The 15,977-nt window shown below is 73.0% G+C and carries 10 protein-coding genes and 1 tRNA gene; 10 read left to right on the plus strand and 1 reads right to left on the minus strand.

Annotated features, from left to right (window positions below; translation table 11 throughout):
* Positions 1 to 106: 106 nt before the first annotated feature.
* Positions 107 to 2,920 (plus strand): AAA family ATPase, encoded by a 2,814-nt coding sequence (locus ABZ801_RS36720; RefSeq protein WP_360707271.1) that lies wholly within the window; start codon positions 107 to 109, stop codon positions 2,918 to 2,920.
* Between the two features lie 32 nt (positions 2,921 to 2,952).
* Here the strand turns inward: ABZ801_RS36720 and ABZ801_RS36725 are convergent.
* Positions 2,953 to 3,026, minus strand: a tRNA-Leu gene (locus ABZ801_RS36725).
* Between the two features lie 371 nt (positions 3,027 to 3,397).
* Here ABZ801_RS36725 and ABZ801_RS36730 point away from each other — a divergent pair.
* The 9 genes from ABZ801_RS36730 to ABZ801_RS36770 all read left to right on the plus strand — a co-directional run.
* Complete coding sequence (locus ABZ801_RS36730; RefSeq protein ID WP_360707273.1) at positions 3,398 to 4,798, plus strand: PLP-dependent aminotransferase family protein; 1,401 nt, start codon at positions 3,398 to 3,400, stop codon at positions 4,796 to 4,798.
* Positions 4,799 to 4,947: 149 nt separating this feature from the next.
* Positions 4,948 to 6,489 (plus strand): acyl-CoA carboxylase subunit beta, encoded by a 1,542-nt coding sequence (locus ABZ801_RS36735; protein ID WP_360707303.1) that lies wholly within the window; start codon positions 4,948 to 4,950, stop codon positions 6,487 to 6,489.
* A gap of 75 nt (positions 6,490 to 6,564) precedes the next feature.
* Positions 6,565 to 7,890: a (3,5-dihydroxyphenyl)acetyl-CoA 1,2-dioxygenase DpgC gene (dpgC, locus tag ABZ801_RS36740; protein WP_360707276.1), complete on the plus strand. Its 1,326-nt coding sequence runs from the start codon at positions 6,565 to 6,567 to the stop codon at positions 7,888 to 7,890.
* Positions 7,887 to 8,696, plus strand: a complete 810-nt coding sequence (gene dpgD, locus ABZ801_RS36745; protein ID WP_360707279.1) for an enoyl-CoA-hydratase DpgD — start codon at positions 7,887 to 7,889, stop codon at positions 8,694 to 8,696. The genes dpgC and dpgD overlap by 4 nt, the downstream gene beginning before the upstream one ends.
* 274 nt (positions 8,697 to 8,970) lie before the next feature.
* A complete protein-coding gene (locus tag ABZ801_RS36750; protein WP_344943159.1) occupies positions 8,971 to 9,189 on the plus strand; it encodes an MbtH family protein in 219 nt (72 codons plus the stop codon).
* A gap of 20 nt (positions 9,190 to 9,209) precedes the next feature.
* Complete coding sequence (locus ABZ801_RS36755) at positions 9,210 to 11,339, plus strand: ABC transporter ATP-binding protein (RefSeq protein ID WP_360707282.1); 2,130 nt, start codon at positions 9,210 to 9,212, stop codon at positions 11,337 to 11,339.
* Positions 11,340 to 11,352: 13 nt separating this feature from the next.
* Positions 11,353 to 13,242: an HAD-IIIC family phosphatase gene (locus ABZ801_RS36760; RefSeq protein ID WP_360707285.1), complete on the plus strand. Its 1,890-nt coding sequence runs from the start codon at positions 11,353 to 11,355 to the stop codon at positions 13,240 to 13,242.
* A gap of 19 nt (positions 13,243 to 13,261) precedes the next feature.
* Positions 13,262 to 13,510, plus strand: a complete 249-nt coding sequence (locus tag ABZ801_RS36765; protein WP_344943167.1) for an acyl carrier protein — start codon at positions 13,262 to 13,264, stop codon at positions 13,508 to 13,510.
* The coding region (locus ABZ801_RS36770) for an amino acid adenylation domain-containing protein (protein WP_360707288.1) at positions 13,500 to 15,977 on the plus strand (2,478 nt) is incomplete at its 3' end. The genes ABZ801_RS36765 and ABZ801_RS36770, both read left to right, overlap by 11 nt.

Raw genomic sequence — 15,977 nt, forward strand, 5'->3', positions numbered from 1 at the left:
CCGTCGACGCCCCCTGCCATGCGGACCTGAGCCGACCGTGGGACGCGGCTGTGCCGGACCGTTGGGGCGCGGACACAGAATGCAACCGTTGCGGGGGGATCGCCGCATGCGCATTGTGGAGCGGACGGGGGAACTGCTCACTTTGCAGGAACTGCTGGCGCCGGACCGGGAGCGGCCGGGCAGGGTCGTGCTGATCGAGGGCGCCGCGGCCACCGGGAAGACGACGCTGATGCACGCGTTCGCCGGACGCGCGGTCGAGGCCGGGGCCACCTTCCTGAGCGCGTCGGCGTCGCGGGCGGAACGCGAGCTGCCGCTGAGCGCGGTCAGCCAGCTGTTCCACGATCCCGCGCTGCCGCCCGCGGAGACCGAGCAGGCGGACCGGCTGATCCAGGACGGCTTCCTCACGGTGCGGGCGCTCGGCGTCCGCCCGGAGGGCGAGGCGGTGGTCCGGGTCCCGCCGCCCATCCTCAGCAGGCTGACCGCGATGGTGCTCAAGGTGGCCGAGCAGCGTCCGCTGGTCATCGGGGTCGACGACATCCACCACGCCGACGACGCGTCGGTGCAGTTCCTGCTGTACCTGGCCCGGCGGATCGGGACCGCCCGGGTGCTGCTGGTGCTGACCGAGTGCCTGCGGCCGACCCGGCCGCATTCGCTCCTGCACACCGACCTGCTGCGCGAGCCGCACTGCCGGCGGCTGCGGCTCAAGCCGCTGTCGGAGGAGGGCGTCGCCGACCTGCTCGCCGAGCACGTCGGCGCGGCGACCGCCGCCCGGCTGGCACCCGAGTGCCATCGGGTGAGCGGCGGCAACCCCCTGCTGGTGCACGCGCTGATCGAGGACCACCGGATGGCGGAGCCGACCCGGCCCGTCTGCCTCACCTTCGGCGACGCGTTCCGGCAGGCGGTGCTCACCTGCCTGTACCGGTCGGAGTCCACGACGCTCGCCCGCGCCGTCGCGGTGCTCCCCGACGGGGTGTCCGGCGGGCTGCTCGGCGAGCTGGTCCACGCCGACGCCGCGTCGGTCGCCTCGACCTGCGAGGTGCTCCAGGCGGCCGGGCTGCTGGACGCCGGGGGCTTCCGGCACGAGGCGCTGCGGGCGGCGGTGCTGGGCGGGATGCGCCCGGACGAGCGGACCGCGCTGCACCTGCGCGCGGCCGAGATGCTGCACCGCCACGGCGCGCCCGCGGCGGTGGTCGCCGACCGCCTGCTGGCCGCCGACCAGGCCCGGACGCCGTGGGCGGTGGCGGTCCTGCGGGACGCGGCCGAGCAGGCGTTCGCCGAGGGCCGGGTGTCGGACGCGACCGGCCTGCTGCGGCTGGCCCTGCGGGAGTGCGGCGACGACGACCAGCGCCCGGCCGTCCACCTGGACCTGGCCCGCGCCGAGTGGCGGATCGACCCGGCGATCGCCGCCCGGCATCTGCCCGACCTGGTCCGCGGCCTGCGCAAGGGGCGCCTGCCGGCCGGTGGCGACGCCACCCTGGTCAGCTGGATGCTGTGGCTCGGCCGCACCCACGACGCGCTCGAGATCATGACCGAGGTGTCCGGCGGCGTCACCCTGCCGCACGCCGGCCCCGGGCGGCGGGCCGAGCACGGCCCGCGCACCGAGCCGTCGCCGTGGTGGCTGCCCTACGCCTACCCCGGGCTCACCCGGCTGGAGGGGCTCGGGGACATCCTGCGTCCGCCCGGACGTGCGCCGGACACGGCCGTCCCGGGGGCCGTGGCGCCCTCGCTGCGCGCCGAGGCGATGCTGGCGAACGCGCTCGCGCGGGGAGCGGTCCAAGAGGCGGTCGCGCGGGCGGAGCAGATCCTGGAGGAGGCGGGGCCCGCGTTCAAGTCGCCGATGCTGATCGCGGCGATCGCGGCCCTGGTCTACGCCGACGAACTCGACACGGCCGAGCGGTGGTGCGACGCCTTCGGCAGGTCTACGGCCACGTGGCCGCCGCAGGGCCGGGCCCTCCTCATGGCCATGCGCGCGCTGGTCCACCACGGGCGCGGCCGGCTGGACGCCGCGGTGAAGTGCGCGCGCGAGGCCCTCACGCTCATGACGCCCAAGGGCTGGGGCGTGGTCATCGCGATACCGCTCGCCACGATGGTGGTCTCCCTGACGGCGGCGGGCCGGTACGAGGAGGTCGAGGAGTACCTCGACATGCCGCTGCCGGAAGGGCTGTTCCACAGCCCGTTCGTGCTGCCCCACCTGCAGGCCCGCGGGCGGTACTATCTCGCGATCAACCGGCCGAAGGCGGCGCTGGCCGAGTTCCAGACCTGCGGCGAGCTGATGACGGGGTGGGGGTTCGACGTGCCCGGCTTCGTGCCGTGGCGCACCGACATGGCGCAGGCCCACCTCGTCCTGGGCGACCGCCAGAACGCCAGGAGGCTCGCGGCCGAGCAGCTGCGGATGCTGTCGCCCGGCCAGGCCCGCACGCGCGGGGCCACGCTGCGCACGCTCGCCGCCGCCTCCGACGTCGACCGGCGCACGGCGCTGATCACCGAGGCGGTGGAGCTGCTGGAACGGTCGGGCGACCGGCTGGAGCTGGCCCGCGCGCTCGCCGACCTCAGCGAGCTGTACCACGCCACCGGCCAGGAACGGCGGGCCCGCGCCGTGGAGCAGCGGGCCCGCGCGCTCGCGGCCGAGTGCGGCGCCGGGGAGATCGGCAACACGCTGTCCCCGCGCCTGGCCGAGGTGGACGAGCGCGGTGAGGGGGCGGGCCCCGACCTGCTGAACGGCCTGAGCGTGGCCGAGCTGCGGGTGGCCGCGCTGGCCGTCGACGGGTACACCAACCGGCAGATCGCGCGCCGGCTGCACGTCACCACCAGCACCGTGGAACAGCATCTGACGAAGGTGTACCGCAAGCTCCAGATCAGCCGCCGGACCGACCTTCCGGTGACCCTGCTGCTGCAGTCGTCCCAGGATTTCCCGGCGTAGGGGCCCCGGGGAAAGGCCCCTACCGGGAACGGTACCCCCGATCGGAATTGAACCGACAACCTAACCCTTTTAAGGGGTCCGCCTCTGCCAATTGGGCTACGGGGGCGGAACGATTCTAACTTCGCCTCGCCGGGGTTCTCCATGTCTATTTTCGGGGATTCCGCCGCGCCGCAGGCCGGGCCCTCCGGACGGCTGCGACCATGGGGAACTCTAGGTCGGGACGGTGCGTCCAAGGGCTCGTCCAAGTGCGCAGAAACGCCGCTTGGACGGGATGTCCGCGCTCGGCCATGAATCGATCTGACCCGACCGTCAATCCACGGTGTCCGGGCCGGGAGGGCAGCGCCGTCCGCCCTTGTCGGCCGTTCCGCCGCATGCAATCCTGACCGGGCCGAGGACACTCCGCAGTTCAATGCCGCATGGGTCCGCCATGCCCGGACGGAGCAGCGAAATCATGGAAAACGCTCGGACGGTCGCCTCGTGAGCGGGGGAGACATCGATATCCAGCAGACCGGGGCCGGCACGCTCGACGACACGCTCGACGACCGCGCGGGGCCGCGGCCGGAACCGGCGGCCGGCGGGGCCGGGCTGCGCAAGGAGGATCTGCACGCCAGCGTGTCCAGCCCCGTCCTGGACACCATGAACTTCCTCAACGAGATCACCCTGCGCTATCCCGAGGCGATCTCCTTCGCGCCCGGCCGCCCCTACGACGGCTTCTTCGACAACGAGCAGATCTTCACGCACATCCGCCGGTTCCTCGACCACCTGGCCGCGGAGGGGAGCACGCCGCAGGACGTGCGCACCGCCGTGTTCCAGTACGGCCCGACCGCCGGCCAGATCCAGGACGTCCTGGCCGACTCCCTGCGCGTGGACGAGGACATCGACGTCCCGCCCGAGTCCATCGTGGTGACGGTCGGCGCGCAGGAGGGCATGCTGCTGGTGCTGCGCGCCCTCATGGGCGGACCCGACGACGTGCTGCTGGTGTCCAGCCCCTGTTACGTGGGCATCACCGGCGCGGCCCGCCTGCTGGACGTCACCCTCACGGCGGTCGAGGAGCGGGAGAACGGCATCTCCTGCGACGACGTCGAGGCGGCGATCCTGGCCGAACACGCGCGCGGACGCCGCCCCCGCGCCTTCTACGTGGTGCCCGACCACTCCAACCCGTCCGGCACCACGATGGACCTCAAGGCGCGGCACGCGCTGCTCGACCTGGCCGCGCGCCACGACTTCCTCGTCCTGGAGGACACCCCCTACCGGCTGGTCAGCCCGGGCACGCCGCTGCCGACCCTGAAGTCCCTGGACCGGGAGCGGCGGGTCGTGCACCTCGGCTCGTTCTCCAAGACGCTCTTCCCCGGCGCCCGGGTCGGATTCGTCATCGCCGACCAGCGGGTCGTGGACGCGGACGGGCGCGGCGGCCTGCTGGCGGACGAGATCGCCAAGATCAAGAGCATGGTGACGGTGAACACCTCGTCGCTCAGCCAGGCCGCCGTGGCGGGCGCGCTCCTGGCCTCGGACGGACGGCTCTCGGAACTCAACACCGACGCGGCCGCCTACTACGGGCGGGCCATGAGCTCCGTCCTCGCGGGACTCGACCGCACCATCCCGGCCGACCGCCGCGCCGCGCTCGGGGTGCGCTGGAACCGGCCCACCGGCGGGTTCTTCCTCCGGCTGGAGGTCCCGTTCCGCGCCGACAACGCGGCGCTCACCCGGTCCGCGCAGGACTTCGGCGTCATCTGGACGCCGATGTCGTACTTCTATCCGGAGGGCGGCGGCGAGCACGCCATCCGGCTGTCCACCAGCTACCTGACCACGGCGGAGATCGAGGAGGGCACCGCCCGGCTCGCCCGCTTCATCGCGGCGGAGAGCGCGGCGGCGCGATGACGGCCCCATTAGAAACGGAGTTCGGCCGTGCCCCGGAGGGCAACGGCCACGTCAACGGCAACGGCCGGGCCACCACGGACGGCCGGACCAACGCGGGCGGGCGCGTCAACGGCAACGGCCACCGCCCGCAGCCGGCACCGCCGCCGTCGATGGACCGGCTGCGCGAGCGGCACGCCGGGCTGCGCGCCCGCATCGTCGGCGGCGACCGGGCCGCCGTCGAACGGCAGCACCGGCTCGGCAAGCTCACCGCGCGGGAACGGCTCGACCTGCTGCTGGACGAGGGCTCGTTCGTCGAGACCGACATGTACCGCCGCCACCAGGCCACCGAACTCGGCATGGGGGACCGCCGCCCGCACACCGACGGCGTGATCACCGGCTCCGGCGAGATCTTCGGCCGCCGGGTGTTCGTTTACGCCCAGGACTTCACCGTCTTCGGCGGGTCGCTCGGCCAGGCGCACGCCGCGAAGATCCACAAGCTGATGGATCTGGCGATCTCGGCGGGCGCCCCGCTGATCGGGCTGAACGACAGCGGCGGCGCCCGGATCCAGGAGGGCGTGATGTCCCTGGACGGGTACGGGGGGATCTTCCACCGCAACGTCCGGGCGTCGGGGGTGATCCCGCAGATCAGTGTGATCCTGGGGCCGTGCGCGGGGGGAGCGGCGTACTCGCCCGCGCTGACCGACTTCACGTTCATGGTGCGCGGTTCCGCCCAGATGTACCTGACCGGCCCTGACGTCGTTGAGGCGGTGAGCGGGCACCGGGTGAGCCATGCCGAGCTGGGCGGGGCGGAGGTGCACGGCAGCCGGTCGGGTGTGGCCACGTTCGTCCATGACGACGAGGAGACCTGCCTGGCCGAGGTGCGGTACCTGGTGTCGCTGCTGCCCGCCAACAACCTGGAGCCCGCGCCCGCGCTGCCGCCGACCGGGGCGGCCGGCGACGAGCGGCCGCGGCTCGCCGAGATCGTCCCGGTCGAGCCGAACAAGCCGTACGACATGCGCCAGGTCATCACCGAACTGGTGGACGACGGCAGCGTCATCGAGCTGCACGAGAACTGGGCCCGGAACGTGATCTGCGCGCTGGCCCGCATCGACGGCGAGGTCGTCGGAGTGGTGGCCAACCAGCCCATGGTGCTCGCCGGGGTGCTGGACGCCGACGCGGCACAGAAGGCCGCCCGGTTCGTACGGTTCTGTGACGCGTTCGGGATTCCGCTGGTGACGCTGGTGGACGTCCCCGGCTTCCTGCCCGGCGTCGACCAGGAACACGACGGGATCATCCGGCACGGCGCCAAGCTGCTGTACGCCTACTGCGAGGCGACGGTGCCGCGCGTCCAGGTGATCCTGCGCAAGGCCTACGGCGGCGCGTACATCGTCATGGACTCGCGGTCGATCGGCTGCGACCTGTCGTTGGCGTGGCCGACCAACGAGATCGCGGTCATGGGCGCCGAGGGCGCGGTCAACGTGGTCTTCCGCAAGGAGCTGGCCGCCGCCGCCGACCCCGACGCGCGGCGGGCGGAGCTGATCGGCGAGTACACCCGGCAGCTCGTGCACCCGCTGTTCTCCGCGGAGCGGGGACTGGTCGACGACGTGATCGATCCGGTGCGGACCCGGGCCGCGGTCGCGCGCGGGCTGGCGATGCTCCGCACCAAGCGCGGTCCGGCGCCGCAGCGCAAGCACGGCAACGTACCCCTGTGAACCCTCTCGGAAGGTGGCTTCAGTGATCAGGTGTGGTGTCACGCTGCTCGGCAGCGACTCTCGACCGGCGGCGTCATGACCACCGCGGCGGACGCGCCTCCGCTGGAGGCCATGGAGACCGACCTGCGCGTCGCCCGGGACAGGCTGGCCGAGGCCGCCGGGCATGTCGAGCACCTGGTGGCATCGGCGCCGGACCCCGCCGAGCGCGCACCGGAGCTGCGCGCGCGGATCGCCGCCGCGACCGACGCGGTCCGGGCGCTGCGGGCGCGGTTCATGGACGTCCACGCGGACGCGGTGTACGACGAGCTCACCGACGGCCGCGCCGTCGACCTGCGGGTGGCGGAGCTGGTCGAGGCCGCCGCGGCCGCCTTCCCCGGGCTGGTCCCCACCGCCGACATGATCGCCGTCGAACGGTCCCGGCCGCAGGCCGCCAAGGAGGGCCGGGAGATCGACCAGGGCATCTTCCTGCGGGGGGTGCTGCGGTCGCCGGTGGCGGGCCCGCACCTGCTCGACGCGATGCTGCGGCCGACGCCCCGCGCGCTGGCGCTGCTGCCGGAGTTCACCCGCACCGGCCTGGTGGAGACCGACTCGGTCCGGCTGGAGCGCCGGGACGGCGTCGCGTACCTGACGATGTGCCGGGACGACTGCCTGAACGCCGAGGACGAGCGGCAGGTCGACGACATGGAGACCGCCGTCGACCTGGCGCTGCTCGACCCGGCCGTGCGCGTCGGTGCGCTGCGCGGCGGCGAGATGACCCATCCCCGCTACCGCGGCAGGCGGGTGTTCAGCGCGGGCATCAACCTCAAGCGCCTGCACGCGGGCGGCATCTCGCTGGTCGGCTTCCTGCTGCGGCGCGAGCTGGGCTACATCCACAAGCTCGTGCGGGGCGTGCGGGTCGAGCGGGACGCGTCGTGGCAGTGGCCGACGGTCGACAAGCCGTGGGTCGCCGCGGTGGACTCCTTCGCCATCGGCGGCGGCGCCCAGCTGCTCCTGGTGTTCGACCACGTGATCGCCGCGTCGGACGCCTACTTCAGTCTTCCCGCCGCGCAGGAGGGCATCGTCCCGGGCGCCGGGAACTTCCGGCTCGGCCACGCCGGCGGGCCGCGGCTGTCCCGCCAGGTCATCCTGGGAGGCCGCCGCGTGTGGGCGACCGAGCCGGCCGCGCGGACGCTGTTCGACGAGGTCGTCGAGCCGGGCGAGGTCGACGCGGCGATCGAGCGCAGCGTGCGGAGCCTGCAGGGCCCGGCGGTGCTCACCAACCGGCGCATGCTGAACCTGGCGGAGGAGCCGCCGGAGGAGTTCCGCCGCTACATGGCCGAGTTCGCGTTGCAGCAGGCCCTGCGGATCTACGGGCAGGACGTCCTGAACAAGGTCGGCCGGTTCACCGTCCGGCCGTCATGACCGGCCCCGACGGCGCCGCCCGGGTGCGCTACGAGAAGAAGGGCCACCTCGCCCGCGTCACCCTGGACCGGCCGGACGTGCTGAACGCGATGGACCTGCGGATGCACGAGGAACTCGGCGCCGTGTGGGACGACGTCGAACGGGACGACGACGTGCGGGTCGTGGTGCTCACCGGCGCCGGGGACCGGGCGTTCTCGGTCGGGCAGGACCTGAAGGAGCGCGCCCGGCTCACCCGGGAGGGCGCGCCGCCGACGACCTTCGGCAGCCGCGGCCAGCCCGGCTGGCCGCGGCTCACCGAGCGGTTCGCCCTCACCAAGCCGGTGGTCGCGCGGGTGAACGGCTACGCCCTCGGCGGCGGCTTCGAGCTGGCCCTGGCCTGCGACATCATCGTCGCCTCCGAGCGGGCGGTGTTCGCGCTGCCGGAGGCGCGGCTCGGCCTGGTCCCCGGCGCCGGCGGCGCGTTCCGGCTGGCGCGGCAGCTGCCGCTGAAGGTCGCGATGGGCCACCTGCTCACCGGCCGCCGGATGGGGGCGGCGGACGCGCTGCGGTACGGGCTGGTCAACGAGGTCGTCCCGCACGACGACCTGGACCGCTGCGTCGAGACGTGGACCGACGACCTGCTGCGCAGCGCCCCGCTGTCGGTGCGGGCGATCAAGGAGGCGGTGCTGCGGTCCGTCGACATGCCGCTGGAGCAGGCGTTCGCCACCAGGTTCGTCTGGGAGGAGCGGCGGATGCACAGCCGCGACGCCGCGGAGGGGCCGCGGGCGTTCGCGGAAAAACGCGATCCGCGGTGGTGCGGATATTGACGTCGCGGTGAACGAGAAATGATCAGGGGCGTGCCGGTCGGCACGCCCCTCACCTTTTTCCGGGCGCTGTCCAACTATCGAGATCGCGCGGTTGGACGGCACCCCGCCCGGCGGCCGCCGCACACGTCCACCTGCGCCGTTGACCTCGTGTGATCGGCGTAGCGAAATCGGCTCCGACGTCCAACCGGAAAAACCCCGGGTGGTGGACAGCGGGACGGTCGAGCAGAATTCCGGTTCGGGACATCTGGGCGAATTTCCAATCCAAGGAGTGATCGTGGCCAATCCGTTCGACGACGAAGACGGGACGTTTTACGCCCTCGTCAACGATGAGGGCCAGTATTCGCTGTGGCCGACGTTCGCGGAGGTGCCGGCGGGCTGGGAGATCGTCCACGGCGAGGACACCCGCCGGGCGTGCCTGGACTACATCGAGGAGAACTGGACCGACATGCGTCCCAAGAGCCTCGTCGCGGAGATGGAGCGCCAGGCGCCATGATCGGCGGCCCGGGACCGGTCATGACGATCCGCGGGTTCGGGGAGGACTCCGACTCGACCCGCCAGCGCGTCACGCCCGGTACGGCGCGGCGCGCCCTTCCGTACGCCAGGCCGTACCGCTGGATCATCGTCGTGCTCCTGCTGCTCACCTCGCTCGGCGCGGTGGCGCAGGTGGCGAGCCCCCTCCTGCTCAAGACGGTCATCGACGAGGGCATCATCCCCAGGGACAAGGGACTGGTCGTCTGGATCGCGCTCGCGGTCGCCGGCCTGGCGCTGCTGGAGGCGATCCTGGCGTTCACCGAGACCTGGCTCTCGGGGAAGATCAGCGAGGGGCTCGTCTACGACCTGCGCACCCAGGTGTTCGACCACGTCCAGCGGCAGCCGATCGCGTTCTTCACGCGGACGCAGACCGGGTCCCTGGTCAGCCGGCTGAACACCGACGTGGTCGCGGCCCAGCAGGCCGTCACGACCCTGCTGTCGCAGTCGGTGTCGAGCCTGCTGTCGCTGATCCTCGTGCTCGGCACGATGTTCTATCTCTCCTGGCAGATCACCCTGGTGGCGCTGGCGGCGCTGCCGCTGTTCCTGCTGCCCGGCCGGCTGGTGGGCCGCCGGCTGCAGGGCCTGATGCGCGAGTCCATGCAGCTCAACGCCGAGATGGGCACGCTGATGCACGAGCGCTTCAACGTCGCCGGCGCGCTGCTGGCCAAGCTGTACGGGCGTCCCGACAGCGAGAAGCGCCTGTTCACCGACCGGGCCGGACGGGTCCGCGACATCGGCGTGGTCACGACGGTGTACTCGCGGATGCTGCTGGTGTCGGTGACGCTGCTCGGCGCACTGGCCACCGCCGTGGTGTACGGGCTCGGCGGCGTGCTGGTGGTGGACGGCTCGTTCCAGCTCGGCACGCTCGTGGCGCTGGCCGTGCTGCTGACGCGGCTGTTCGGCCCGATCAACCAGCTGTCGTCGATGCAGGCGAGCGTGATGACCGCGCTGGTCAGCTTCGACCGCCTCTTCGAGGTCCTGGACCTCAGGCCGCTCATCGCGCAGAAGCCGGGCGCGGTCGCGCTGAACGGCTCGCGCGGCGCCCCGGAGGTCGAGTTCGACGCCGTGTCGTTCCGCTACCCCAGGGCGTCGGAGGTGTCGCTGGCCTCGCTGCAGGGCTACGCCGCCCCCGCCCCCGAACGCGCCGACGACACGCTGACGCTGGACGGGATCACGTTCCGCGCCCCGGCGGGCACGCTGACGGCGCTGGTCGGACCGTCGGGCGCGGGCAAGACGACGATCACGCAGCTGGTGCCGCGGCTCTACGACCCCGTGTCGGGGACCGTGCGGATCGGCGGGCACGACGTGCGGGACCTGACGTTCGACTGCCTGCGCGACACGGTCGGCATGGTCACCCAGGACGCGCACCTGTTCCACGACACCCTGCGGGCGAACCTGCTGTACGCCCGTCCGGGGGCCGAGGAACGGGACCTGGTCGAGGCGTGCCGGGCCGCGCAGATCTGGGACCTGATCGCCGCCCTGCCCGACGGCCTGGACACCGTGGTCGGCGACCGCGGCTACCGCTTCTCCGGCGGTGAGAAGCAGCGCCTGGCGATCGCCCGGCTGCTGCTCAAGGCGCCGTCGATCGTGGTGCTGGACGAGGCCACCGCGCATCTGGACTCCGAGTCGGAGGCGGCGATCCAGCGGGCGCTGAAGACCGCGCTGGAGGGCAGGACGTCGCTGGTGATCGCGCACCGGCTGTCCACGATCCGCGACGCCGACCAGATCCTGGTCGTCGAGGCGGGCCGCGTCGTGGAGCGCGGCGTGCACGAGGAACTGCTGGAGGCGGACGGGCTCTACGCCGAGCTGTACCGCACCCAGTTCACCCGGCAGCCCGCCAGGAACGGCGCGGTGCCCACGCCCGGCGGTCCCGTCTACGGCGACCCGAACGGCGCCGGACTGCCGCCGCTGGAGGGGATGCCGCCCGGCGGCATGATGTTCCCGCCGCCGATGCAGGGACCGCCGCCGATGCAGGGACCGCCGCCGATGCAGGGCCCGCCGCCGATGCAGGGCCCGCCTCCCGGCGCGCCGCCCATGCAGGGACCGCCGATGGGCCCGCCGCCCAACGGGGGACCCATGCCCGGTGGCCGTCCGCCGCAGGGTTCGGGCTGAGGAGGTGCCGGGGTTGGTCGCCGACCATTCGGCCGGAACGCTGCTGGAGCTGGCCGCGGCGGGTCGCCTGGCCGCCGAGTACCCGCTGGTCTGCCGGATCGTGGCGGCGCTGGCGGAGCAGGAGCCGGCGCGGGGTGAGCTGGCGCGGGCCGGACGGCTGCTGGACCGGGTCGACCCGGCCGAGATCGAACGGCTCCACCCGGGCCTGCCGGGCGTCTCCGTCGGCATCACCGGGCACGGCACCCTGTCGGCGCTCGCTCCCGCGCTGCGGGCCGAGTTCGCCCGGCACGGCCTGGTCGCCCGTCCCACGGTCACCGGCTTCGACGGGTACGTCCGGGAGCTGGGCGACCCGGCGAGCGAGCTGTCCGCCGCGCGGCCCGACCTGGTGCTGTGCGTGCTCGACCCGGCCATGGTGTTCGACGAGGTCCCGGTGCCGTGGACCCCGGCGGACGTCGAACGCGCCGCCACCGCCAAGGTCGCTCTCATCGAGCGGCTGGCGGAGCGGTACACGCGGGCGGGGCGCGGCACCCTGGTGCTGAACACGATGCCGCTGACGCGCCGCCACACCGCCCAGCTCGTCGACTGGCGCTCCCGGGCGCGGCTCGGCGCGGTGTGGCGGCAGGCGAACGCCCGGCTGCTGGCGCTGGCCGAACACCACCCGTCCGTCGTGGTGGTGGACCTGGACCCGCTCGTCGCCGAGGGCGTGCCGGTCGGCGACGACCGGCTCGGCACCTACGCCAAGGCCCACCTCACCGACGACCTCCTGGCCGCCTACGCCCGCGAGATCGGCCACCTGGCCAGGAACCTCGTCGGCCGCACCAAGAAGTGCCTGGTGCTCGACCTGGACGACACGCTGTGGGGCGGGGTGCTCGGCGACGACGGCGTGGACGGCATCGAGATCGGCGGCGGCTACCGGGGCGAGGCGTTCCTGACGTTCCAGCGCGTCGCCAAGCAGCTCGGCTCGCAGGGCGTGCTGCTGGCCGCCGTCAGCAAGAACGACCCCGAGCTGGTGGAACGCGCGCTGCGGGAGCATCCGGCGATGGCGCTGCGGGAGGCGGACTTCGTCCAGGTCGTCGCCAACTGGCGGCCCAAGCACGAGAACCTGGCCGGCCTCGCCGACCGGCTCGGCCTGGGCGTCGACAGCTTCGTCTTCGTCGACGACAGCGCCTACGAGCGCGGCCTCGTCCGGCGGGAGCTGCCCGGCGTCGCCGTCGTCGACGTGGACGGCGAACCCGCCCTGCACCCCGGGCGGCTGCTGCGCGACGGCTGGTTCGACCAGCGGGAGCTGACCGGCGAGGACCGGGTCCGCCCCGCCCGGTACCGGGAGGAGGCGGCCCGCAAGGGGTTCCTCGACCGCTTCGACTCCGTCGAGGACTACCTGCGCGAGCTGGACGTCCGGGTGCGGGTGAGCCGGGCGGCCGAGCCGGAGGCCGCCCGGATCTCCCAGCTCACGCTGCGCACCAACCAGTTCAACCTGACCGGCCGGCGGCTGCAGCCCCAGGACGTCCGGCGGCTCATGCGGGACCCCGAGGCGCTCGTCCTGTCCGTGCACGTCGGCGACAGGTTCGGCGACAGCGGCCTGGTCGGAGCGGTCCTCGCCCGCTGGCACGGCGACCTGCTGCACATCGACAACTTCCTGCTCAGCTGCCGGGTCTTCTCCCGGTCGGTCGAGGAGGCGTGCCTGAACTGGGTGCTGCGGCACGCGCGGGAGCGCGGCGCGGGCGCGGTGCTCGCCGGGTACCGGCCCGGCGGCCGCAACGGCCTGGTCCGCGAGTTCTATTCGCGCAACGGGTTCGTCCACGAGGCCGACGACGGGACCATGCTGACCTTCCGGCACCCGCTCACCGAGATCCCGCCGCCGCCCCCGCACATCCGTCTCGTCGAGGTCCATGAAGCGCCGTGAAACCCGTTCGGGGGGAGCCATGAACAGTGCCGTGGAATTCGTCGCGCTCGTCCGCGCCGAGCTGGGTCTCCCGCTGACCGAGGACGACCTGGAACGCGCGCTGCACGAGATCCCGGGCTGGGACTCGGTGCACCTGCTGTGGCTGGTCACCATCCTCGAACAGCGCACCGGCCGCCGGATCAACGTCGTGGACCTGCTGGAGGCCCCCAACCTGAGGTACGTCTACGACCTCGCGGCGAACGAGCAGAGGGTGCGCGATGCCTGCTGAGAACCGTCGTCTTCCGCTGTCGGCGGCGCAGTACGACCTCTGGCTCGCCCAGCGGGTCGGGGCGCCCAGCGCGACGTACAACTCCGGCGAGTTCCTCGACATCCGGGGTCCGGTGGACGAGGCCGCCTTCGCACGCGCCGTCCGCGCGGCCGTCGCCGAGGCGGACGTGCTGAACGTCCGGATCGTCGAGGACGACGAACGGCCCTGGCAGGTTCCGCGCGCCGCCGGGGACTGGGACCTTCCCGTGCTCGACGTCAGCGGGGAGCCCGATCCGGAAGGGGCCGCGCGACGCTGGATGCGCGACGAACTGGCGGCACCGGCCGACCCCCTGCGGGACCGGCTGTTCGCCTTCGCCCTGTTCCGCCTCTCGCCCGACCGGTACTTCTGGTACCAGCGCTACAACCACGTGGTGATGGACGCCTACGGCTGGTCGCTGATCGCCCGCCGCGTCGCCGAGGTCTACACCGCGCTGGTGCGGGGCCGTGAACCGGGGTCGGCGCGGTTCGGCTCACTGCGCGACCTGCTGGAGGAGGAGCGCGCCTACCGCGAGTCCGCCGACTTCGCCGCCGACCGCGCGCACTGGACCGAGGGCTTCGCCGACCGGCCCGACCCGGTGACCCTCGGCTCCGGCGCGGCGCCCGGCGAGTTCCGCCGGGACGCGGTGCGGGCACCCCTCGGCGAACGGCTCCGGGACCTGGCACGGCGCGCCGGCACCAACTGGTCCAGCGTGGTCACCGCGGCCACGGCGGCGTACTTCGGACGGCTGGCCGACGGCGGCGACACCGTGTTCAGCCTCGCGATGACCGGCCGCATCAGCCCGCTGGCCGGACGCACCCCCGGCACGCTGGCCAACGTCCTGCCGTTCCGGCTGGACGTCTCGCCCGGCGCGACCCTGCTCGACCTCACCGGGCGGGTGCGCGACTCGCTCAGGGACACGGTGCGGCGCCAGCGCTTCCGGGGCGAGGACCTGCGGCGGGAGCTCGGCTGGCCCGCCGGGCGGTACTTCGGCCCCGTCCTCAACATCATCGGCTTCGAACGGGTCCTGGACTTCGCCGGTGCCCCCGCGACCGCCCACGACCTGTCCATCCGTCCGGTGGACGAACTGTCGATCGTGGTGCGCGGCGGCGACGAACCGTCCATCGAGTTCGAGACGAACTCCGCCCCCGAGGCCCTCGCCCACCGGGAACCGTTCGTCCGCTTCCTGGAAGCCGTGGTCGCCTCCCCGGACCTCCCGGTGGGCCGCGCGACCCTGCTGAACCAGGCCGGCCGCGACCTGGTGGTGACGCGCTGGGGCGGCACCGGCGGTTCCGGCGGCTCGCTGGTCGACCTGTTCGAGGAACGGGTCGAAGTGGCGCCGGATGCGGTGGCGGTGGTCGATGGGGGCCGGGTGTGGTCGTATGCGGATCTGGACGTGTTCGCGGATCGTGTGGCGCTCGGGCTGGTGGGTCGTGGTGTGGGTCGGGGTGGTCTGGTCGGTGTGGTGATGGGCCGGTCGGCTGAGCTGGTCGGTGTGTTGTTGGGTGTGTTGAAGGCGGGCGCCGCGTATGTGCCGGTGGATCCGGGTTGGCCGGAGGCGCGGCGTCAGGCGGTGCTCGCTGGTGTGAGCGTGGTGGTGGACGACCCTTCGGAGGTGCTGGAGGAGGGGACTGGTGGCGGCCGGGTCCGGGTCCCTGTGGGCGCGGAGGACGCGGCGTATGTGATGTTCACGTCGGGGTCGACCGGGGTGCCGAAGGGTGTGGTCGCCACGCATGGCGGCGTGGCGGGGCTGGCCGTCGACAGCGGCTGGGGTGTGGGTGCGGGGGATCGGGTGCTGCTGCACGCTCCCCATGTGTTCGACGCTTCCACCTATGAGATCTGGGTGCCGTTGGTCAGTGGTGGTGCGGTGGTCGTCGCGCCACCCGGGGCGGTCGAAAGCCGTGAGCTACAGCGGCTGATCGACGTGCATGGGTTGTCTCATGTGCATGTGACGGCCGGGTTGCTGGGGTTGCTGGCGGAGGAGTCGCCGGGGTCGTTCGCGGGTGTGCGTGAGGTGTTGACCGGTGGTGATGTGGTTCCGGTTTCGGCGGTGGAGGCGGTGCGGGCGGCCTGTCCGGGTGTGGTGGTGCGGCATCTGTACGGGCCGACCGAGGTGACGCTGTGCGCGACCACCTTCGAACTGGCCGCGGACGAGGAGTTGGCGGGTGTGCTGCCGATCGGCGGCCCCCGCGACGATGCGCAGGTGTTCGTGCTCGACCGGTATTTGCAGCCCGTCCCGGCTGGAGTGGCGGGTGAGCTGTATGTGGCCGGGGGCGGGCTCGCCCGGGGGTATCTGGGGCAGCCGGGGTTGACGTCGGAGCGGTTTGTGGCGTCCCCGTTCGGGGCCGGGGAGCGGGTGTATCGCACGGGTGACCTGGTGCGGTGGACGCCCGACGGTGACCTGGTGTTCGTGGGGCGTGCGGATGAGCAGGTGAAGATTCGTGGGTTCCGG

This window comes from Actinomadura sp. NPDC047616 (assembly GCF_040642915.1).
In the GTDB taxonomy this organism is placed as follows: Bacteria; Actinomycetota; Actinomycetes; order Streptosporangiales; family Streptosporangiaceae; genus Spirillospora; species Spirillospora miaoliensis.